This window comes from Streptomyces flaveus (assembly GCF_014647675.1).
Classification (GTDB): domain Bacteria; phylum Actinomycetota; class Actinomycetes; order Streptomycetales; family Streptomycetaceae; genus Streptomyces; species Streptomyces flaveus.
This window is the reverse complement of record NZ_BMPQ01000015.1, coordinates 40,889-61,029: the sequence shown is the minus strand read 5'-3', so window position 1 is coordinate 61,029 and position 20,141 is coordinate 40,889. Positions and strand designations below refer to the sequence as shown.

Below are 20,141 nucleotides of genomic sequence, written 5' to 3'. Positions count from 1 at the left end.
TTTGCGCCAAAATATCCAGGAGCGATCCATGCGAACCCAGAGCCGACGGAGGCCGCGCGCACTACTTGCCGCGACCGCCGCAGGGACGCTGCTCGCCCCGCTGCTCTCCGGCTGCTGGACCGGAGCGGGCGGAGCCGGTTCCGGCGGCAACTCCATCAACGTCCTCATGGTCAACAACCCGCAGATGGTGGAGCTGCAGAAGCTCACCGCCGCCCACTTCACCAAGGAGACCGGCATCAAGGTGAACTTCACCGTGCTGCCGGAGAACGACGTCCGCGACAAGATCAGCCAGGACTTCGCCAACCAGGCCGGCCAGTACGACGTCGCCACCCTCAGCAACTACGAGATACCGATCTACGCCAAGAACGGCTGGCTGCGCGAGATGAACTCGTACGTCGCCAAGGACAGCGCGTACGACGAGAAGGACGTCCTCAAGCCGATGCGGCAGTCCCTCACAGCCGACGACGGCAAGCTCTACGGACAGCCCTTCTACGGCGAGTCGTCCTTCCTGATGTACCGCAAGGACGTCTTCGCCAAAGAGGGCCTCACGATGCCCGAACGCCCGACCTGGACGCAGGTGGCCGACCTCGCCGCCGAGGCCGACGGGGCCGAGTCAGGCATGAAGGGCATCTGCCTGCGCGGACTGCCGGGCTGGGGCGAGATCATGGCGCCGCTCACCACGGTCGTGAACACCTTCGGCGGCACCTGGTTCGACAAGAACTGGAAGGCGCAGCTGAACTCCCCCGAGTTCGAGAAGGCGACGAAGTTCTACGTGGACCTCGTCCGCAAGCACGGTGAGGCCGGCGCCGCTCAGTCCGGCTTCGCCGAGTGCCTCAACAACATGACCCAGGGCAAGGTCTCCATGTGGTACGACGCCACATCGGCCGCCGGCTCCCTGGAGTCCGCCAACTCCCCCGTCAAGGGCAAGATCGGCTACGTACCCGCCCCCGTCGAGAAGACCGAGTCCTCCGGCTGGCTCTACACCTGGGCCTGGGGCATCCAGGACGCGTCCCGGAACCCGGACAATGCCTGGAAGTTCGTCTCCTGGGCGTCCAGCAAGGAGTACGAGCAGCTGGTCGGCGACGAGATCGGCTGGTCCAACGTCCCGGCGGGCAAGCGGGCGTCGACGTACACGAACGCCGCGTACGTCAAGGAGGCCGCGGCCTTCCAGGAGACGACGAAGGAAGCCATCGAGGGCGCCCGGCCCAACGACCCCGGAGTGCAGCCGCGACCGGCCCCCGGCATCCAGTTCGTCGGCATCCCCGAGTTCACCGACCTCGGCACCAAGGTCTCGCAGGAGATCAGCGCGGCCATCGCCGGGCGCCAGTCGGTCGAGTCGGCCCTGGACAAAGCGCAAGCACTCGCCGAGGAGATCTCCGAGGAGTACGAGGGACGATGACCGCCACGACGACAGCTCCGGTAGCCGCCACACCCGTACGCACGGCGAAGCCCCCCTCGGGCCGACTGCGCGCCTGGGCGACAAGGGCCCCGCTCCTGCCCGCCCTGATCTTCATGATCGCCGTGACCCAACTCCCGTTCGTGGCCACGCTGGTGATCTCCTTCTTCGACTGGAACTCGCTCTACCCGGACGCCCGCGAATTCGCCGGCTTCGCCAACTACTCCGAGGTCCTGACGGACGCGGATCTGCGCCAGTCGGTCTTCACCACGATCCTGCTGACCGCGGCCGTGGTCCTGGCCAGCCTCGTCATCGGCCTGGTCCTGGCCCTGCTCCTGGACCGCAGGTTCCGGGGCCGCGGCATCGTCCGTACGCTCCTGATCGCGCCGTTCCTGGTGGTCCCGGTGGCCGCGGCCCTCCTGTGGAAGCACGTGCTCTACAACCCGGAGTACGGCCTGTTCAACGGCCTGCTGCACTACGTGGGCGGCCCTCAGCCGGACTGGATCTCCGACAACCCGCTGCTCGCCATCGAGGCCTCACTGATCTGGCAGTGGACGCCCTTCATGATGCTGATCCTGCTGGCGGGCCTGCAGAGCCGCGACCACGCACAGATCGAGGCGGCGAAGGTGGACGGCGCGAGCGACTGGCAGGTCTTCCGCTACCTGACGCTCCCCCACCTGCGCCGCTACCTCGAACTCGGCGCCCTCCTGGGCTCGATCTACATCGTCCAGAACTTCGACGCGGTCTTCACGATCACGTCCGGCGGCCTGGGCACCGCCAACCTCCCCTACACCGTCTACCAGAGCTTCTACCAGGCCCACGAGAACGGCCTCGCCTCCGCGGCCGGCGTCCTCGTCGTCATCGGCTCGATCATCATCGCGACCTTCGCACTGCGCGTGGTCTCGTCCCTGTTCCGTGAGGAGGTGTCCCGCGCATGAGTGCCACCGCGATCCGACTGCGTCCCCGCCGTACCAAGGGAGCCGGCCTGGGTGTCCTGGCCTGGCTGCTCGGCCTGCTGTTCTTCCTGCCCATCGCGTGGATGGCGCTGACGTCCTTCCACTCCGAGGAGGACGCCGCCACCAATCCCCCGTCCTTCGCCGCCGCCCTCACGCTCGACGGCTACCGCGAGTTCTTCGGCGCGGGCGGCGGCGCGAGCCCCTGGCCCTCGCTCATCAACTCGACGGTGGCGTCGCTGGCTTCGACGCTCCTCGTCCTCGTGCTGGCCCTCCCGGCGGCGTACGCCCTCTCCATCCGCCCGGTGAAGAAGTGGACGGACGTCCTGTTCTTCTTCCTCTCCACCAAGATGCTGCCGGTGGTGGCGGGCCTCCTGCCGATCTACCTCTTCGCGAAGAACACCGGCCTGCTGGACAACATCTGGCTCCTGGTCATCCTCTACACGTCGATGAACCTGCCGATCGCGGTGTGGATGATGCAGTCGTTCCTCGCGGAGGTCCCGGTGGCGATCATCGAGGCGGCGCAGATCGACGGCGCGAGGCTGCCCACGATCCTGACCCGCGTGGTGGCCCCCATCGCGCTCCCGGGCATCGCGGCCACGGCCCTGATCTGCTTCATCTTCAGCTGGAACGAACTGCTGTTCGCGAGGGTGCTGACGGGCGTCGTAGCCGAAACAGCCCCCGTCTTCCTCACCGGCTTCATCACCAGCCAGGGCCTGTTCCTGGCGAAGGTGTGCGCCGCTTCGCTCGTCATCTCCCTGCCGGTGCTCGCCGCGGGGTTCGCCGCCCAGGACAAACTGGTCCAGGGCCTGTCCTTGGGAGCCGTGAAATGAAGGCCGCCGTCATCGAGTCCGTGGGCCGCGCCGTCGTCGCCGAGGTCCCGGACCCGACGCCAGGGCCCCGCGAGGTCGTCGTCGAGGTCGCCGCGTGCGGTCTGTGCGGCACCGATCTGCACATCCTGCAGGGCGAGTTCGCGCCCAAGCTGCCGATCGTGCCGGGGCACGAGTTCGCGGGCGAGGTGGTCGGGGTGGGCACCCAGGTCACGGAACTGTCGGTGGGTGACCGGGTGGCGGTGGACCCGTCCCTGTACTGCTACGAGTGCCGGTACTGCCGTACGGGCCACAACAACCTCTGCGAGCGCTGGGCGGCGATAGGCGTGACCACGGCGGGCGGCGCCGCCCAGTACGCGGTCGCCCCGGTGGCCAACTGCGTCAAGCTCCCCGAACACGTACGCACCCAGGACGCGGCCCTCGTCGAACCCCTGTCCTGCGCGGTACGCGGCTACGACGTCCTGCAGTCCCGCCTCGGCGCCCATGTCCTGATCTACGGCTCCGGAACGATGGGCCTGATGATGCTGGAGCTCGCCAAGCGGACGGGGGCGGCGAGTGTGGACATGGTGGACCTCAATCCGCAGCGGCTGGCGACGGCCGAGCAGCTCGGCGTCTCGGCATCGGCCGCGAACCCCGACGAGCTGGACCGCCCCCAGGGCTGGGACCTGGTCATCGACGCCACCGGCAACGCGGCGGCGATCCAGGACGGCCTCGACCGGGTGGCCAAGGCGGGTACGTTCCTCCAGTTCGGCGTCGCCGACTACGCGACCCGCGTGACGATCGACCCGTACCGCATCTACAACCAGGAGATCACCATCACGGGCTCCATGGCGGTCCTCCACAGCTTCGAGCGGGCGGCGGAGCTGTTCGCGACGGGTGTCCTGGACCCGGACGTGTTCATCAGCGACCGCATCTCGTTGGACCGCTATCCCGAGGCGCTGCAGCAGTTCGCGTCGGGGGTGGGCCGCAAGATCGTCGTAACGCCGTAATCCACTGTCGTCGGGCATGACCGGGCGCCTAACATCCCGGTCATGCCACGACCACAGGGATTCTCGTACGAGCATCAGGGCGATGGAAGCGTGACGATCACGCACCACGGCCGCCCCGCGACCACCCTCCGCGGCCCCCGCGCCGACGAGTTCCTCACGGAAGTGGAATCCGGCGACCCACAGCTCGTCATGGCCCGCTGGACCGGCAACTACAAGCACGGCAACGAACGCACGGCCCGCAATCACCCCCGCAACCGCCGCTGACCCAATTGGGCGGCAGGTAAGGGAACGGTAAAGCGGGCCCGCTCGTTACCCCACACATGACAGCTATGACCCCCGGCTCGAACATCCCTCTCCCCGTCGCCCGCGTGACGGTGGACGTCACCGCACCGGTGCGGCTCGACGTATCGGGCCTGCTGCTCACCGCCGACGGCAAGGTGCGCTCCGACGACGACTTCATCTTCTACAACCAGGCCACAGGCCCCGGCGTGACGTACCGCTCGGGTGGCGGCGCGGCTCCGGACGCGATCGTGGTCGACACGGCCGCCGTACCCCCGGGCATCGAAAAGATCGTCGTCACGGCGAGCCCGGACGCGGAGGGCCAGACCTTCCAGGGCATCGAACCCACGGCGACGATCCGCAACGCGGACGACAACTCCGTACTGGCGACGTTCACACCCCCGCAGTTGGGCACGGAGACGGCACTGGTGATCGTGGAGGTCTATCTCCGCAACGGCGCCTGGAAGGCCCGAGCGGTCGGCCAGGGGTACGCGAACGGCCTGGCGGGCATCGCCACGGACTTCGGCGTCTCGGTGGAGGAACCGGCTCCGGCCCCCGTCCAGACGCCCGTAGCCCCGCCCGCTCCTGCCATGCAGCCCTCGGTCGCCCCGCCGGCCCCGACCCTCGCGACACCTCCGGCCCCGGCCGCACCCCCGGCGGCTCCGCCCGCCCCCGCCCCGGGCGCCGGAAAGATCAACCTCGACAAGGGCCGCGTAAGCCTCCAGAAGAACCAGACCGTCTCCCTGGTCAAGGGCGGCGCCCCGCTCCTCTCCCAGGTCAAGATGGGCCTCGGCTGGGAGCCGGCGTACCGCGGCAAGGACATCGACCTGGACGCGTCGGTCATCGCGTACGGCCCGCAGCGCAACCACATCGACAGCTGCTACTTCGGCAAACTCTCCATCGTGAACGGCGCGATCAAGCACTCCGGCGACAACCTCACGGGTGAGGGCGGCGGAGACGACGAGGTCATCACGGTCGATCTCGGCCGCCTCCCCCAGGAGGTCACCGGCCTGGTCTTCACGGTGAACTCCTTCTCCGGCCAGAAGTTCACCGAGGTCGCCAAGGCCTACTGCCGCCTCCTGGACGCCGCCACCGGCGAGGAACTGGTCCGCTTCGACCTCACCAACGCCGAGTCCCAGACCGGCGTCATGATGGCCAAGCTGATCAAGCAGTTCTCCGGCGAGTGGGACATGACGGCCATGGGCGACTTCGTCAAGTCCCGTACGGTGCGCGGCATGGTCAAGCCCGCGGCGCAGTCGCTGTAAACGTCCGTCCGTAGGCATCCCGGGGCGCCCTCTTCCTAGAGGGCGCCCCGCCGTACGTCAGACGCGAAAGCACGGCCCGCGCCGCGGAACAGGCCCGCGAAACCCTCCACACGAAACCTGAATCGACCTCATAGAAGGCTTCCGTAAGCAGCCTTACCGGGAAGGCACATATCGGGCGTGAGGCCCCGGCGCCGCGTACCGGCCCTCGACAGCCGCGTAGCGAATTCGCCGTCCCACTGCGCACCTGCGTCCGAGATCCTATGCTGACACCGAGTTGGAGACGATCTGGGGGGGTATGCCTGGTGAGGGCAGTAAGCAGCGGAACGTCAGTATTGAAGTCGGGGGTCAAGCGGCTCTTGGGGCGCGCTGGATTCGACATCGTGCGCAGCACCAACAACCTGGGTGGCGTCGATGACTTCATCCCGTTCGAGGCGACGATGCGGGCTGCACGGGCGGCCGGTCTGCCGGTCGGTGACTACATCGACGAGGTCATGAACGGGACGCCTGGCGCCACCCAGTCCACCATCGATGAACTACGCGCCCTCGGTGTCTTCGCTGCCAACCCGAACACGGTACTGGAGATCGGTCCCGGGTCCGGACGGTACCTGGAGAAGACGCTCAAGGAGTGTTCACCAGACCGCTACGAGATCTACGAGACGGCAGCACCCTGGGCCAACTACCTGGTGGACACATTCAGCGTGGTCGCCCAACCGACCGCAGGAAGCAGTCTCGCCCCGACACCCGACGGCAGCATCGACCTCGTTCAGGCCCATAAGGTCTTCAACACCGTGCCCTTCCTCGGCGCCTCCCGCTACTTCTTCGAGATGGCACGCGTCACGCGACCCGGTGGCCGGATCGTCTTCGACGTGATGACAGAGACCTGCCTGGACCCGGCCACGGTACGCACCTGGGCCACGAAGGGCGGCGCGGGACACGACTCCTTCCCCGCCGCCATGCCCCGCCAGACATGCGTGGACCTCTTCGCGACTCTCGGCTGCAGCCTGAAGGCCAGCTTCCTGGCGCCCATGGGCGTCGCCACCACGGAGGTGCTTGTCTTCGGTAAGGCGGCTTGACCCGCAGAAGGCCTTAGAACAGCGCGCTGTACGCGTTCAGGGCGGGCTGTCCACCGAGGTGCGCGTACAGCACCGTCGACTCCCGCCCGATCTCTCCCCGCGACACGAGATCGACGAGCCCGGCCATCGACTTCCCCTCGTACACCGGATCCGTCACCATCCCCTCGGTCCGCGCGGCGAGCCGCATCGCCTCCAGTGTGGCCTCGTCGGCGATGCCGTACGTGCCCGCGTGGTAGCGCTCGTCCAGCTCGACGTCCGACTCGTCCAACTCCCGCTTCACGCCGATGAGTTGGCCGGTGCCGTGAGCGATCCGCGCGATCTGCGCACGGGTGCGGGCGGGCGCGGCCGACGCGTCGATGCCGAGGACGCGCCGGGGCCGCCCGCCCGCCTCCTCCAGGGCCGCGAACCCGGCGACCATGCCCGCCTGCGTAGAGCCGGTCACGGAGCACACCACCACGGTGTCGAAGAAGACCCCCAACTCCCGCTCCTGCTCGGCGACTTCATACGCCCACCCGGCGAACCCGAGACCACCGAGCGGATGGTCGGAGGCGCCGGCGGGAATGGCGTACGGCTTCCCGCCCCTCTCCTCGACCTCCCTGAGCGCCTGCTCCCAGCTCTCCTTGAATCCGATCCCGAACCCGGCCCGCACCAGCCGCACATCCGCGCCCGCGAGCCGACTGATCAGGATGTTGCCGACCTTGTCGTACACGGAGTCGGGCCACTCCACCCAACTCTCCTGCACGAGCACGCACTTGAGCCCGGCGCGGGCGGCCACGGCCGCGACCTGCCGGGTGTGGTTGGACTGCACGCCACCGATGGACACGAGGGTGTCGCACCCCTGGGCGAGCGCATCGGCGACGAGGTACTCCAGCTTGCGCGTCTTGTTACCCCCGTACGCGATACCGGAGTTGCAGTCCTCACGCTTGGCCCAGAGCGAGGCCCCGCCGAGGTGTTTGGTCAGCCGTTCCAGCGGGTGCACGGGCGAGGGCCCGAAGAGAAGGGGGTAACGCTCGTACGAGGAAAGGGACATGGATCCTCCCAGGATCAGTCGCCGTCGGCGAGGCCTTCGAGCCCTCGCCAGATCTCCGCGGTGACACGGACCGCCTCGTCCACGTCACCGGCCGCGCAGGCCTCGATGAGCTGCTCGTGCAGCCCGGCCGAACGGCAGTTGCCGCCCTCACCGAAGCGCCGTCGCTCCAGTCGGCGGATGAGCGGGGTGTAGCGGGCGATGGTGGCGGCGGCCGCGCGGTTGCCACTGACGCGTACGAGCACGTCGTGCAGTTCGTCGTCGGCGCGCAGGGCGGTGTCCACGTCACCCGCGTGAACAGCGGCCGCGAACCGCTCGTTGGCCGAGCGCATCATCTCGACGTCCGCAGCGAACAGCCGGGGCACGGCGACCCGCGCGGCCAGCTCGTGCATGGCCCCGACGACGGCCGCCGCGTCCCGTACGCCGGAGGCCACGACCGGGGTCACCCGCGTGTAGCTCTGCGGCTTGCTCTCCAGCAGCCCCTCGTCGACGAGCCGCGAGAAGGCCTCACGCACGGGCGCCCGTGACAGCCCGAGCCGCTCGGCGAGATCGGCGTCGCGCACCGCCGCGCCCGGTTCGATGTCCCCGGCCACGATGGCGTCCCTGATCGCTTCGTACGCCCGGTCCCTGAGCAGGGTGCGGGGTACTGGCCCTATGGCGTCCACAACTGAAATGTTAGATGTCAATCTCGACCGCGCACAAGGCTGTGGCCCGCACTGAGGTGCGGGCCACAGCCTTGGGGCTCGAGGTTTAGGGGGCTCAGGCCTCGCGGGAGGCGTACGTGACGAAGGCGGTCCAGGCGTTGGCGGGGACGGTGAAGCGGGGGCTTCGAACGCCGAGCTTCGAGTCGCGGATGTGGATGGTGTGGGGGCAGGCGGCGACTTCGAGGCAGGCGCCGCCCTGGGAGTCGCTGTAGCTGGACTTGCACCAGGTGTAGGCGACTTCGAGGCATTCACCGCCCTGGGAGTCGCTGTAGCTGGACTTGAACCACGCCAGCGTTTCGCTCATAGCCCCTCTGCCACCTTCCTGATGAACGCCGCCGACTCGTCAACTCCGAGAGCTTGCATGCGGATCATGCCATGCACCTGCGCCAGGTAGCTCACCTTGTCAGCGTCGGCGTGCAACACGCTCGTCTCTGGACCTTCAACGTAGGCGAAGTGCTCGTGGTCAACAGTCTCCAGCAGAACGAACGAGCCGTTGAGCGCCAGACCGCTACACCTCCCGTAGGGCAGCACCTGGATGGACACGTTACGCAGGGCCCCAACCGCCGGCACCTCGAGCAACTGCCGCCGCATGACTTCCGGTCCGCCCACCTCCGTGTGCAGCGCAGTCTCATGGATCACGAAGCCGTACACCGTTCTGGCGCGGCGAGTCAGCGCCTCCTGCCTCGCCAACCGAGCTCTGACCCGCTCCTCAACCGTCTCATCATCCAGCGGCGGACAGCTCTCGCTGATCAGCGCTCGTGCGTACTCTCCCGTCTGCAACAGACCGGGAATCAGCCCAAGCGCATAGTGGTGCACCACGAACGCTTCGGCCTCAATCGCCATGTACTCCTGTGTCCGCGCAGGAAACGGCTCGGGCTTCAGAAACTCATGCCCGGCCACCAACTTCCCTCTCGCCGCGCACAGTTGATCCGCAGCCTGCAACAACCTCAGCGTCGGCCTACGCCTCCCGCACTCCATCGACTTGACGTACTCGTAGTCGTACCCGGCCTCCTTGGCCAACTCCTGTCGGCTGACCCCCGCTTCCTCCCTCCACAACTTGATCTGCCCACCGCAGTACCGCCAGTTCTGCTGCGCCTGCTGCGACTCCCCGGAAGCCACGCACCCACCCGCCTCCCACCACCACACCGTGTACAGCCACGCTGTGTACCCACACCGACACTCCCCGAGACTACGCACCAACCGCCAGCCTGATCACAGCGAATGACGGAGAACCACACGCAAGGAACGGCACACACATGCCCCAGGACCGCGACGACGCCAAAGCCCTCGAGGACATCCAAGACGTCGAATGGCACCTGCCCCGCCACGCCCGCAGCGTCGGCCGAGCCCGCGCCCTCCTCCGCGAACAAGCCACCGCATGGAAGCTCCCGGACGAGACGACGGAAACAGCCGTACTCCTGCTCAGCGAGCTGATAACAAACGCGTACCGCCACGCAAAGGTCTCCCCCGGCCGCGAAATCCGAACCCGCTGCGTCCTGGCCGCCGGCCACCTCTGCGTGTCCGTAACGGACGCGAACGACACTCTCCCGACGCTCCGGGAGGCGGCCCTGGACGACGAGTCCGGCCGCGGCCTGCCCCTGGTGGCAACACTGGCAGACGACTGGGGTGCGGAACCTCGTACCGGCGGCATCGGCAAGACGGTCTGGTTCACACTCCGCAGCGACGTACAGCCATGAACTCTTGGTGCCACATCGAAGGCGACGGATGGCTCTCAGTGGTGCCGTTGGGGTGCACCCAACGCGACAGATGTGTCGCAGGCGTGGGGCCCAGTTGGATGTACCGAGGTAACGATCACTCCGCTGATCTGGGGTTTTTGCGCTGGTTGGCATTGAAGCGCGCCTTCTTCTGACGATTCCCGCACGTGTTCATGTCACACCATTTGCGGGTGCGGCTTTGGCTGGTGTCGAAGAAGGCGGCTTGGCAGGTTGGCGATGCACACAAGGCCAATTTTCCGTCTCGTTCGCCTGCGATGATGCTGATCGCGTCGGCGGCGATCACGCTGAGGGCATCTTCCACGCAGGAAGCCGAGCTGAGCCGCCATTGCCGCTTGCCCTTGGGCGTCAGGATCGCCGCGGCCCGCCCCTGAGCGCTGCAGTCATTGATGACTTGGACAGCAGACACAGGGAGAGCGTCCTGGATCGCGGCCGCTGTCGCGGCGGCGTGAATCGACTCCCTCAGTTCCCGAGCAAGGTCGAGCTGGGCAGTGGTGCAGGAGTCCACGGCGAGGCCGTTCACTGCTAGCCAGTCGACGAGTCGGTGCGGCGTGGGAATGCGCTCCACAGCGTCGCCATGACGCTCCGACAGAGTCCCCGTGAAGCTGGTCGCCAGCACATTGCCGAGGCGGAAGTCAGGGAACCCAGCACGCATGGAACCACCTTAGCCGGTTGCAGCGTGACCCGGAAGCCTGCTAGAACCGCCTTAGCCGGTTCGCGATGGGTCGTAGCCGGTTCCACGATGGCCAGGAGGTCTCATGCCCCGTCCAACCAGCGACGTGCAAGCATTTGAAGCCCCCGCAACCGACACTGACCTCGACGATCTGCGCGCGCGACTGGCCGCCGCGCGGCTACCGGAGGCCGAGACGGTCTATCGCGCCGCGCCCGGCCCGCGCCGATGGGAACAGGGCGTTCCTCTCGCCGACCTCGTCGAGGTCGTGGACTACTGGCGCACCGGGTACAACTGGCGGTCGTTCGAAGAGCGCCTTAACCAGATCGGCCAGTTCCGCACGACCATTGATGATCTGGGAATCCACTTCCTGCACCGCCGGTCCGCGCGCTCGGATGCCACTCCTCTGATCCTGACGCACGGCTGGCCAGGCAGCATTGCTGAGTTCATCGATGTAGTGGACGAGCTGGCAGATCCGAAAGATGCAGACGCGCCGGCGTTCCACGTCGTGGCCCCGTCGCTACCGGGCTTTGGTTACAGCGACAAGCCGGCCACCACCGGGTGGGGAACCGAAAAGATCGCGGCCGCGTGGGTGGAACTGATGGGAAGGCTCGGCTACGGCAAGTTCGCAGCCCACGGCGGTGACTGGGGAGGCAATATCACCACGGTTCTCGGCGGCAGGTTCCCGGCGCACGTTCTCGGCATCCACACAACGTTCGCGGAGGGACCGCCCGGGTTGACAACGGACGGGCTGACGGCGGTCGAGCGCAAGTGGACCGAGGAAACCCGCGAATTCTACGAGGGCCCCCACGGGGCGTACGCGAAGCAGCAGGCGACCCGACCGCAGACCATCGGCTACTCGCTCGTCGACTCACCGGTCGGGCTTCTCGCCTGGATCCTCGACAAGTTCGCCGAGTGGTCAGACACCGAAGACAGCCCGTTCGAGACGATTTCCAGAGACAGGATTCTTGACGACGTCACCCTGTATTGGCTGACGCGGACCGGCGCATCGGCGGCCCGAATTTACTACGAAAGCCACAACTCGCTGGACCCCGAACTTCGGGTCAACGTCCCGTCAGCAATCACTATGTATCCCCGCGACATCGAGAAGTGTCCGCGCCCCTGGGCACAGGAGCGGTACCGACAGATCGTCCGATGGAGGTCGCCCGAAATCGGGGGACATTTCCCGTCGCTGGAGGTTTCCGAGTATTTCGTCAAAGATCTGCAAGAGGGCCTCGCGGCAGTGCTGGCCGCTAATCGGTGAACGCGGCTCGGCGACCCAGCACTCGATCACCGCCTGATCCGGCTCAAGGCGTTGCCCGACGGCTTCCAGACCGAGCTCATCGAGACGGCAGAACGTGGTCAGACAGGGCGCGGCGAAGATGGCGTGGCGGTACTGGAGCTGGCGTAAGCCGCGCCGGACCGCGGAGACCAGTTCCGTGGGAGCGGCGAAGGTCCCAGTTCCCGGCACACCAGCTCGGCCAGCCTGTAGCGGGTCTCGATGACCTCTTCCGACGCGTGCCGAACGCCGACTTCTTCGGCCCTGGCGCGAGCCTGCCGATCTATGTACCTCAACGGACGTCTCCTGATGTGTGGTCGGCCTGGGCGATGCGGACAGATCAGGCCCCGCCGGAGCCGCGGCGGGGCCTGATACAGGCGAACGGATCCCGTTGCCGTGTTGTCGGATTACCTGGATGTGGTGACGCAAACCGACAGCGGATACAGGTCGCCGTCGAATTCAGCCGCAGTATCAGCCTGCAAGCCGGCCGATCTGAGAATTCCGATGATCGCCTTCTGCATATGGGAGCAGATGGCTCCATTGTGCTGGATGACGGGGGCCTGGTAGTCGCCGCTCTGCATGCTGTCAACGACGGCTTCCGTGAGACTAGGGTCGGGACGCCAGTCCACGATCATCCCTCTCGCCGCATCGAGGGCAGTGTCGTCGACCTCAACCCTCGCACCTGCTCGATCGGCCTGCTGCTCCCGGAAGGCGGGGATTCCGGCACGTTCCAGTTCACGGCAGACCCGGTCAGCCAGCGCATTTCGCTCGGCTATGACGTCCTCGGGCGCTTTGCGGTAGTCGAAGCCGTACTCAGGCAACTCACTCTCGTCTCTGTGCAGTTGGTCTGCTGTTCCGGTGCGGCGAGCACCGCGGGGCGCAAACCGGGTGTGCGCCCCCTAACTGCATTACCGCTACAGGCTCAGGGCTTGTCGGCATTCTTCAAGGGCGAAGGATCCGAAATTGTCTCCGCCCCTTTCTATGAGCCCGCCGTCAAGGACTCCAGGTCATGTGCTGCGAGAACGTCGTGGAAGCGGGAGATCTGCCTGTCGCTACTGGGTTGCCGCTGGTTGGCCGATTCGGCCTTCAGCAGTGGGGATGGGAGATCCCGAATCTCGGCAGGCGGAAGGCCCCGCCGAAGCAGGAGCATGAACAGCTCAGCTTCGGCGAGGCCTGACATTTGGGCGGTTCAGCCCCGGTATCCCGTGACCTGGATCATGCTGCCGTGCCCGTGCGGATCCGGCTGCTCAATCTCGAATCCCGCCGGGGCAAGGATCCCCAGAAGAGCAGCCTCCATGTGCTTGAGGACAGTGTTGTAGTGGCGGGAGAGCGGAGGCGGATTCTCGTAGTCGATCCCCTGCTCGAAGAGATCGAGAGCGGCATCCCTCAGCTCCGCGCTCGTTTTCCAGTCCACGTACACCCCGCCGTCTATAAAGGGTTCCACGTGCACTTCCGCCCCCACTTGATTGTCCGGATAACCGGTGAGGTCACCCCGGTACACGGGAAAACCGATACGCTCCAGTTCCCGGCACACCTGCTGGGCCAGCGCCTCGCGCTTAGCGATGACCTCTGGTGAGGCCTTCGGGTGCAGGTCGAATTCGGGTTCCGTCATGAGCCTCTCGTTCCTCAGCCTTCTGATCATTCGTTGCGGAAAAGGCTCACTGCTTCGCGAGCCAAGGCGAAAGAATGACAGAAAATTCTTCGTCAGAAATTTCCGCACCTCCCCACCCGAATCCCTGCCACGCTTGCGCACGCTGCAGTACGGGCAACGGAATGCTGAAAGCCAGACGGAAGGAAGCAATAAATGAAATTACACCAAATGCCGCACCCAGCTTCTCACGGGAAAGCAATGCGAGCCCCCTTGCGTCCTTCCCTTCAGCGTGCGCCGCTCTCAATTCGCCTGCGATTTCCTCCAGATTGCCCATCGCTCGCCCAGTCTTTCGTCGCGGCTTTTGAGTAACTACAGTACTGACCTTGAATGCGTGAAGTCGTCATGGTACCGAGAGGGCGAGGTCTGTGCCTGCCAGACAGCCGTAGAGGACGTCGTGGCAGTACTGGGGCTGACGTAAGCCGCGCCGGACCGCGGAGACCAGTTCCGTGAGAACGGTGCCCGAAAATACTGTTCGACCGATCAAACCTGTTGACTGGTAGCTACCCCGTCGCGACACGAACGGCCATCGGACGCATATCGTCGTCCGCAGCATCGGCCTGAAACCCTGCCGATTCGAGAATTCCAATTATCGCATCCCGCATACAGGAAGAAATGACTCCGGAATGCTGGATTACTTTCGCCGGAAATTCTCCACTTTGCACGCTATCGGCTACAGCTTGCGAAACGGTTGGATGGGGGTTCCACTCCACGAAAACCCCTCCGGCCGCATCGCCGCTGGGGTTCGCCTCCACCACAGCACCTGCCCGATCCCACGGACTGCCTTCCTGCCGAAAGGCAGGTATCCCGGCCAGCTCCAGATCCCGACACACTTGATCGGCCAGTTCGTTCCGGGCCTTGATGACATCCCCAGGAGCCTCGATGTAGTCATACACGGCTTGAATACTCACCCAATCTTTACTTGTTGATCCTTATTAGAAGCCCAGCCTGTAGCTCACGGCAACTCCGGCTAAACATCAGCCTGACCCCTCTGCCGCTGTTGTCGATCACTCGCAGCCACTTACTGCTACAATACTGACCTCCTTTTACGTGGACCGCCATCGGACGTATGCCATCGTCCTCTTGGACATTGGTTACGTCGAACCCTGCCGACTGGATGATCTCGATGGTCACCTTCTGCATGTGAGAGCAAACAGCTCCATCGTGGTGGGACACCCGTGCTTGAGGGGCCCCACCGGAAACTAATCCGGTGGGGCCCCTCAATTAAATACGTCAGTCCCGTTCCTCATGCGAGTCGCTCAACGTCGAGGAAACGAGCCGGAGCCGTTCCCGCATCTCCGGTTCCACGATCTCCGAATCAAGCATCTCCCCAAGAATCTTCCCCATGGCCTCGGCGTCGAAATCCGAGCGCTGAACCATCTCGATCACCCATGGAACAGCGAGTCGCATCCAATAGGGGCGACCAGATTTCCAGGCTGATCCCACGGTCAGCTCAATGAGCTTCTTAGGGGTTGACGTGCCACCTTTCGTGAGAAATTCCCCTAGGCGGGAAAACTCGCTGAGGCATTCGGAGAAATCCCGCTCCAGGAAGGGCCACATCGGGATGAAGCGTGAACCTTCGAGGGTTGCACGCCCCTCCACTTCGGTGCCTACGCCGATCTCGCCGCCAGGCATGACACCAATCCATGCCCCGTCGCCGCGGTAGATTACAGGAATCCATTCTTCCATCTCATCCCCACGGCCTGTAGTCGAAGTCAACGCCATAGTCCTTCAGGAAATCCTCGAACTTCTCACGTGTGGCGTCCGTCCACCTGTGCCCGTAGTGTCCGCTGTTCTCGGTGAATACTAGGCGGCCGTTGTCGCGGAAGACAGTGCCGCCCAGCACCGTCTTCTCGTCGGCGTCAATGGATCGTGCCAGCTGCTCGTGCGGGCTGCCTTCCAGGCCCAGATGTGCCGGGTCTCCCGTGATGAATCTTCCGGTACCCGGTTCAAAGACGAACTCGATTTCAGGCGCAGAAGGGTTGAACGCCTTGAGTGCGTCGGCCGACTTGACACCCGGTCCGAGCTCAATCAGGACACAGCTCGGGCCGGCGTTCTGCGCCGTCGCCCTGAGAGGACCGGCCGTCATGAGCGCTCTGGCGGTGCCCGGCCTGGTTTTGCAGGCAGCGACCGCGTCCTCGTAGATATTGACCTGCCGCTCGATCTTGGCAAGCGTCGCCGGGTCCAGGTCCAGGACCTTCAGTGCGTTGAACGCATCGCGTACCCCCACCCCCGTGTGCAGCGCAGCGTCCAGGGCGCGGATCGCCTCGGCGACCTTGCTGAACGCCTTGCTGGGGATGAAGTTGCTCGCTGCCCAGGCACAGCCGCTGGCGTTGCCGTGCCAGCAGTCGACGAAGTCCTGGACCAGGACCGCCTTCAGGATCTTGTAGGTGAGGGTCTGCTGAATGAGATCCAGCTTGCTGAAGTACTCGGTGACTTCCTTCGTCAGGCCCTTGAAAGGCTTGGCATCGAGAAACACCGTGTCCCGCGACGGGCAGCCGGAAGCCGTGGCCGGCACTTCGGGGTTGGTGCACAGGTAGAAGTCGACCATCACATCGAATGTCACTGTGAACGTGACGGTGCAGCCTTCAAAGCCAACCTCGATGACGCAAGGGTTCTCCTGCTTGGCGTCGGTGATCTTGAGACTGTCCTCGTCGACGACGTACCACGTGTCCCCGATCCCTGTGCCCGCGCCGCTGGCCACCTGCTTGTTGGCCTCCTTGCGTGCGGCGGACTCCGCAGCTCGCTGCGCTTCCTCGGCGTACTTGTGGGCGTCCTTCGCGGCCTGTTCGGCCTCGGTCGCCGCGGTGTCGGCGCGGTCGGCCGCCGCGCGGGCGTCCTTGGCTGCCTGTTCGGCCTCCGAGGCAGCCGTGCGGGCGGCGGAGGCATCGAGCGCTGCCTGATCGGCGGAGTCGCGGGCGTCCTTGGCGTAGCCCTCGGCGCGACCCGCGGCCTTGTCCGCGGCGGCTGCGTCTTCCGTGGCCTGGCGGTCGTATTCGACAGTGCGGGCCAGTGACGCGGTGGCCTTGGACGCGGCCGTGGCTGCGTCGGCCGCGAAGCCGAGGGCCTCCTTCGCGTAGGTGCGTGCGTTCGACGCGTGCGCGGCGGCGTTGGCGGCGTGCTGATACGCGGCCTTCGCTTCGCCCTGTGCCGCTTGGGCGAGGGCCCTTGCTGCGGCGGCTTCTTCCTGTGCGTTCTTGGCGTGAGCGTCGGCGACGGCCTTCTGCTGGTCGGCGATCGTTTTCGACGCCTGTCCCGTCAGCACCACCAGACCTGCGGCCGAGTCCGTGGTGACGTACGGGGAGCCGAGCTGGATCGCGTCGTTCGCCGGCTTGGCGACCTGCGCGGCGGCGTTGCCGGCATCCACGGCGGCCTGGGCGGTGACATGGGCGAAGCCCGCGGCCTTCGCCGATGCCGCCAGAGCCTTGGCGACCTCCTTCTTCGCCTGGTCCGCATGCCCCTTGGCGGTCTTGGCCTTCTGTTCCGCCTCATCGGCCAGTTCGACGGCTGTCTTCGCCTCGGCTGCGGCATGCTTCGCGGCTGCGATGGCGTCCGCCGCGGCGCTGGTCGCGGTCTTCACCGCTGCGTCGGCCTTCAGTTTCGCTGCCTGGGCGCCGTCGGCGTGGGCGCGGGCCCGCTTCGCCGCCGCTTCGGCGCGAGTGGCTGCGGCGTCCGCGTCCGCTGCTGCCTTCGTCGCGGCGTCGGCCTCGGAACGGGCCTTCGTGGCAGCCGCCTCGGCGTCGTCCGCGTGCCTGTCCGCTGCGTTGGCGGCCGCCCTGGACTCCTTGGCATTGGCGTCCGAGATGTGGGCCTGTGCGTAGGCACCCTTCGCATCCGCCTTGGCGCGTGCGGCGTCGGCCTTCTGTTCCGCGTCCCAGGCGTCGTCCCGCTTGGCTTTCGCGTTGTCGCGGGCCTTGACCGCATCGTTCTTCTTCTCGACCGCGGTGCTCTCGGCGGTTTCGGCCTTGGCCTTGGCGTCCTTCGCCTTCGTCGCTTCGGTCTCGGCGTTCTGTCTGTGCTTGGCTGCCTCGGCCTGCTTGGCCGCGGCGGTCTCCTTCTCCGCCTTCGCCGTCTTCTCCTCGGCTTCCGCCGCGAGTCGCTTGGCGTGGGCGTCGGCGGCAGCAGCCTTCGCTTCGCCCTCGGCCTTCAGGGTCTCGGCGAGCTTGGCCTCGGCGGTCTCCTTGTCCTTCTTCGCGTTGTCGCGGTGCACCTTCGCGGCGTCGGCAGCGGCCTTCGCCTGCAACTCGGCCGTGTGCGCTGCTTTCTTACGGAACTCCGCCTTGACCTGCGCGGCCTGAGCCAATGCTCGCTGCGCGATGGTCTGGCTGTCGCCGCCGGAGGCGCGGGTGGCGGCCTCAGCGGTTTCGCCGGCCTTCACCATCGCCTCAAGGGCGGCCGCCGCGCCCTGGGTGACCTGCGCCTTCTGCTGGCCGACCAGCAGACCACGGCCCCGAGGAGCGCCGTTGTTGTCCGCGATGGTGTAGGCGGCCTGCTCGGCGGTGCTCGTGTCCGTGGCGGACTTCTTCGCCGCGGCGGCCTGCGCCTTGAGGGCGGTGAGCTGCTTCTTCGCCGCCGCCTGCGCGCTGGCGATGCCCGCCTTGGCCTTGTCGAACTGCGCCTTCGGCGGAACAGTGCCCTTGTTGCCGGACGGCTTGATGTCGAACTGCTGCGGGCCGGTGCCGTTGCACGCCCACAGCCACGAGTTCTGGCCGTTGGTGAGCTCGTTCAGGTCCAGGCACTTGCCCGTGCCGACGTTCTTCAGGCTCGTCGTCGCGCGCAGGTTGTACTCCCACGTCTGCGCCGGAGAGCTGTTGCACGTCCAGATCTGGATCTTCGTGCCGTTCGTCGAGTCGTTGTTGGACACGTCGAGGCACTTCAGGGAGTTGACGTTCTGCAGGTGCAGGCCCTTGTCGTCGCCGTAGACCTGCCACTTCTGCGCTGCCGAGCCATTGCAGGTGAACAGCTGGACGGGTGTGCCGCTGGCCGTTCCGCTGCTCTGGACGTCGAGGCACTTGCCCTGCGCCGCGTGCACCTCGATCACCGCAGGCGCGTCGCCGACCCACCCGACGCCACCCGAGGACCAGTAGTCCTGCCAGCGGGCGAGGTGGTCGGCGGTCCATGAGTGACCCAACAGGTCCCCGAGCGCCTTGGCGCCGGTGGCCAGGGCCTTGGTGGCGTCCTTGTTCGCGTTGAGGATCTGGTTGCGCTGCGCGGCCTGAGAGGTGATCTCCCGCTGCCACTCGGTGGCGGCGGTGGTGGAGATGTCGCCCAGCACCTTGCTCGGGTCGATCGGGTCACGCCATGCACACGACGCGAACCGGGACTTCAACTCCTCGACCGCGATGCGGTACTCCGCCGTGTCCGGCTGCGGGGCGGTGCGGGGGAATCCCCCGGAAGCGAGGAAGATGCGGGCGTTGTCCGCACCCGCGTTCTCCCCCGGGGCCCCGTGCAACCACCGGAACGCTGACCGCTCGGCGAGCGCACGGTTCCACTCGCCCGAGGGAAGACCTGTGTCCGGGTCTGTCCCGTAGAGGGGAGTGCCCAGGTCATCAACGGCCTTCAGGGTCCTCGCGTCCGCCTTGGGGGTGGAGTCCTCGTAGAAGTCACTGTCGTTCTTCCAGAACCGGTCGGCGGTCCACTGGCTCAGACCCGTCTGGCCGTAGAAGTCGTCCTTGCCGTCGCCCGACAAGCCCGGAGGCCGTTGAAAGGAGGCGTCGGTGAAGCCGGCCGGGGTCGTCAGACCCTCGAGGGGCTTCTGCCATCCGTTGCGGAGAGCGTGAAGGGCGCTGAGTTCCTTGCCTGCCGCGTCCCGGTCCTTCTGGTACGCCTGGGCGAGCGGGGTGTTCTGCCAGTGCTCCCGGTCGGCCAGAACATGGAGCTTGTCCGGGGTCTGGTTGAGGCCGTCCTGCGCGGTCGCGGCCATGGACGAGCCGCCCAGGCGCAGGACGTCGGCCATCAGGCACTGGTCCTGCCGCAACTGCTCGGCGGCCGTGTCCTCGTGCCAGTCGTACGAGTCGCCCGCCGCAGCGGCCCCCGCCCCGGCGAGTCGGTCGAGCAGATCCGGACGGACGGCCAGGCCGAACAGCACGGCCAGGGCCAGGACACCCGTGATGACGGATGTGAGGAATCCAGATCTTCGTGTTCTGGGTATGACGAACCCCGTTCCAGGGCGCAACAGAGCATCCGTTCATCGCGAAGGAAGGCAGGCGGGGGTGCCCGTCCGAGGAGACGGAGGCGATGAGTGAAGCTCAGCCCGCCGCCCCGGTACGGAGACCGAAGCAGCGGATGGTGTCCC

20 protein-coding genes are annotated in these 20,141 nt (G+C 66.4%); 9 read left to right on the top strand and 11 right to left on the bottom strand.

Annotated elements, in window-relative coordinates; translation table 11 throughout:
• Positions 1–28 precede the first annotated feature (28 nt).
• From IEZ21_RS26735 to IEZ21_RS26705, 7 genes are all read left to right on the top strand, one after another.
• Complete coding sequence (locus tag IEZ21_RS26735) at positions 29–1,399, top strand: ABC transporter substrate-binding protein (protein ID WP_189324440.1); 1,371 nt, start codon at positions 29–31, stop codon at positions 1,397–1,399.
• Positions 1,396–2,334 carry a carbohydrate ABC transporter permease gene (locus IEZ21_RS26730; RefSeq protein WP_189324439.1) on the top strand — a complete coding sequence of 313 codons (939 nt, stop codon included), beginning with the start codon at positions 1,396–1,398 and terminating at the stop codon, positions 2,332–2,334. The genes IEZ21_RS26735 and IEZ21_RS26730 overlap by 4 nt, the downstream gene beginning before the upstream one ends.
• Positions 2,331–3,182: a carbohydrate ABC transporter permease gene (locus IEZ21_RS26725; protein ID WP_189324438.1), complete on the top strand. Its 852-nt coding sequence runs from the start codon at positions 2,331–2,333 to the stop codon at positions 3,180–3,182. Before IEZ21_RS26730 ends, IEZ21_RS26725 begins: the two co-directional genes overlap by 4 nt.
• A complete protein-coding gene (locus IEZ21_RS26720) occupies positions 3,179–4,168 on the top strand; it encodes a zinc-dependent alcohol dehydrogenase family protein (RefSeq protein WP_189324437.1) in 990 nt (329 codons plus the stop codon). The genes IEZ21_RS26725 and IEZ21_RS26720 overlap by 4 nt, the downstream gene beginning before the upstream one ends.
• A 42-nt stretch (positions 4,169–4,210) precedes the next feature.
• On the top strand, positions 4,211–4,432 hold the full coding sequence (locus tag IEZ21_RS26715; protein WP_189324436.1) for a hypothetical protein: 222 nt from the start codon (positions 4,211–4,213) through the stop codon (positions 4,430–4,432).
• Positions 4,433–4,497: 65 nt separating this feature from the next.
• The gene (locus IEZ21_RS26710) at positions 4,498–5,712 is read left to right on the top strand and encodes a TerD family protein (protein ID WP_189324547.1); all 1,215 of its coding nucleotides are present in this window, start codon (positions 4,498–4,500) and stop codon (positions 5,710–5,712) included.
• 356 nt (positions 5,713–6,068) lie between these two features.
• Entirely contained in the window at positions 6,069–6,785 is a 717-nt protein-coding gene (locus IEZ21_RS26705) for a methyltransferase domain-containing protein (RefSeq protein WP_189324435.1), read from the top strand.
• A gap of 13 nt (positions 6,786–6,798) precedes the next feature.
• Here IEZ21_RS26705 and IEZ21_RS26700 read toward each other — a convergent pair whose 3' ends face one another.
• The 4 genes from IEZ21_RS26700 to IEZ21_RS26685 all read right to left on the bottom strand — a co-directional run bounded on the left by IEZ21_RS26700 (position 6,799) and on the right by IEZ21_RS26685 (position 9,635).
• Positions 6,799–7,815 (bottom strand): 1-aminocyclopropane-1-carboxylate deaminase, encoded by a 1,017-nt coding sequence (locus IEZ21_RS26700; protein WP_189324434.1) that lies wholly within the window; start codon positions 7,813–7,815, stop codon positions 6,799–6,801.
• A gap of 14 nt (positions 7,816–7,829) precedes the next feature.
• On the bottom strand, positions 7,830–8,477 hold the full coding sequence (locus tag IEZ21_RS26695; RefSeq protein WP_189324433.1) for a GntR family transcriptional regulator: 648 nt from the start codon (positions 8,475–8,477) through the stop codon (positions 7,830–7,832).
• Between the two features lie 94 nt (positions 8,478–8,571).
• The gene (locus tag IEZ21_RS26690) at positions 8,572–8,820 is read right to left on the bottom strand and encodes a DUF397 domain-containing protein (RefSeq protein WP_189324432.1); all 249 of its coding nucleotides are present in this window, start codon (positions 8,818–8,820) and stop codon (positions 8,572–8,574) included.
• Positions 8,817–9,635, bottom strand: coding sequence for a helix-turn-helix domain-containing protein (locus IEZ21_RS26685; RefSeq protein WP_189324431.1), 819 nt, complete (start codon positions 9,633–9,635; stop codon positions 8,817–8,819). The genes IEZ21_RS26690 and IEZ21_RS26685 overlap by 4 nt, the downstream gene beginning before the upstream one ends.
• 137 nt (positions 9,636–9,772) lie before the next feature.
• On the opposite strand from IEZ21_RS26685, the gene IEZ21_RS26680 reads away from it, so the two are divergent.
• Positions 9,773–10,213 carry an ATP-binding protein gene (locus tag IEZ21_RS26680; RefSeq protein WP_189324430.1) on the top strand — a complete coding sequence of 147 codons (441 nt, stop codon included), beginning with the start codon at positions 9,773–9,775 and terminating at the stop codon, positions 10,211–10,213.
• 115 nt (positions 10,214–10,328) lie between these two features.
• Here the strand turns inward: IEZ21_RS26680 and IEZ21_RS26675 are convergent, their stop codons facing one another.
• Positions 10,329–10,904 (bottom strand): CGNR zinc finger domain-containing protein, encoded by a 576-nt coding sequence (locus IEZ21_RS26675; protein ID WP_189324429.1) that lies wholly within the window; start codon positions 10,902–10,904, stop codon positions 10,329–10,331.
• A 103-nt stretch (positions 10,905–11,007) separates the two neighbouring features.
• Here IEZ21_RS26675 and IEZ21_RS26670 point away from each other — a divergent pair, with 103 nt between their 5' ends.
• Complete coding sequence (locus IEZ21_RS26670) at positions 11,008–12,183, top strand: epoxide hydrolase family protein (protein ID WP_189324428.1); 1,176 nt, start codon at positions 11,008–11,010, stop codon at positions 12,181–12,183.
• A 422-nt stretch (positions 12,184–12,605) separates the two neighbouring features.
• Here the strand turns inward: IEZ21_RS26670 and IEZ21_RS26665 are convergent, their stop codons facing one another.
• The 6 genes from IEZ21_RS26665 to IEZ21_RS26640 all read right to left on the bottom strand — a co-directional run bounded on the left by IEZ21_RS26665 (position 12,606) and on the right by IEZ21_RS26640 (position 19,802).
• Complete coding sequence (locus IEZ21_RS26665; protein WP_189324427.1) at positions 12,606–13,019, bottom strand: hypothetical protein; 414 nt, start codon at positions 13,017–13,019, stop codon at positions 12,606–12,608.
• A gap of 368 nt (positions 13,020–13,387) precedes the next feature.
• Positions 13,388–13,810, bottom strand: a complete 423-nt coding sequence (locus IEZ21_RS26660; protein ID WP_189324426.1) for a hypothetical protein — start codon at positions 13,808–13,810, stop codon at positions 13,388–13,390.
• A 46-nt stretch (positions 13,811–13,856) separates the two neighbouring features.
• Complete coding sequence (locus IEZ21_RS26655) at positions 13,857–14,123, bottom strand: hypothetical protein (protein ID WP_189324425.1); 267 nt, start codon at positions 14,121–14,123, stop codon at positions 13,857–13,859.
• A 226-nt stretch (positions 14,124–14,349) separates the two neighbouring features.
• The gene (locus IEZ21_RS26650) at positions 14,350–14,742 is read right to left on the bottom strand and encodes a hypothetical protein (protein WP_189324424.1); all 393 of its coding nucleotides are present in this window, start codon (positions 14,740–14,742) and stop codon (positions 14,350–14,352) included.
• Positions 14,743–15,079: 337 nt separating this feature from the next.
• On the bottom strand, positions 15,080–15,535 hold the full coding sequence (locus IEZ21_RS26645; protein WP_189324423.1) for a hypothetical protein: 456 nt from the start codon (positions 15,533–15,535) through the stop codon (positions 15,080–15,082).
• Position 15,536: 1 nt separating this feature from the next.
• Complete coding sequence (locus IEZ21_RS26640; RefSeq protein WP_246568181.1) at positions 15,537–19,802, bottom strand: RICIN domain-containing protein; 4,266 nt, start codon at positions 19,800–19,802, stop codon at positions 15,537–15,539.
• Between the last annotated feature and the right edge of the window lie 339 nt (positions 19,803–20,141).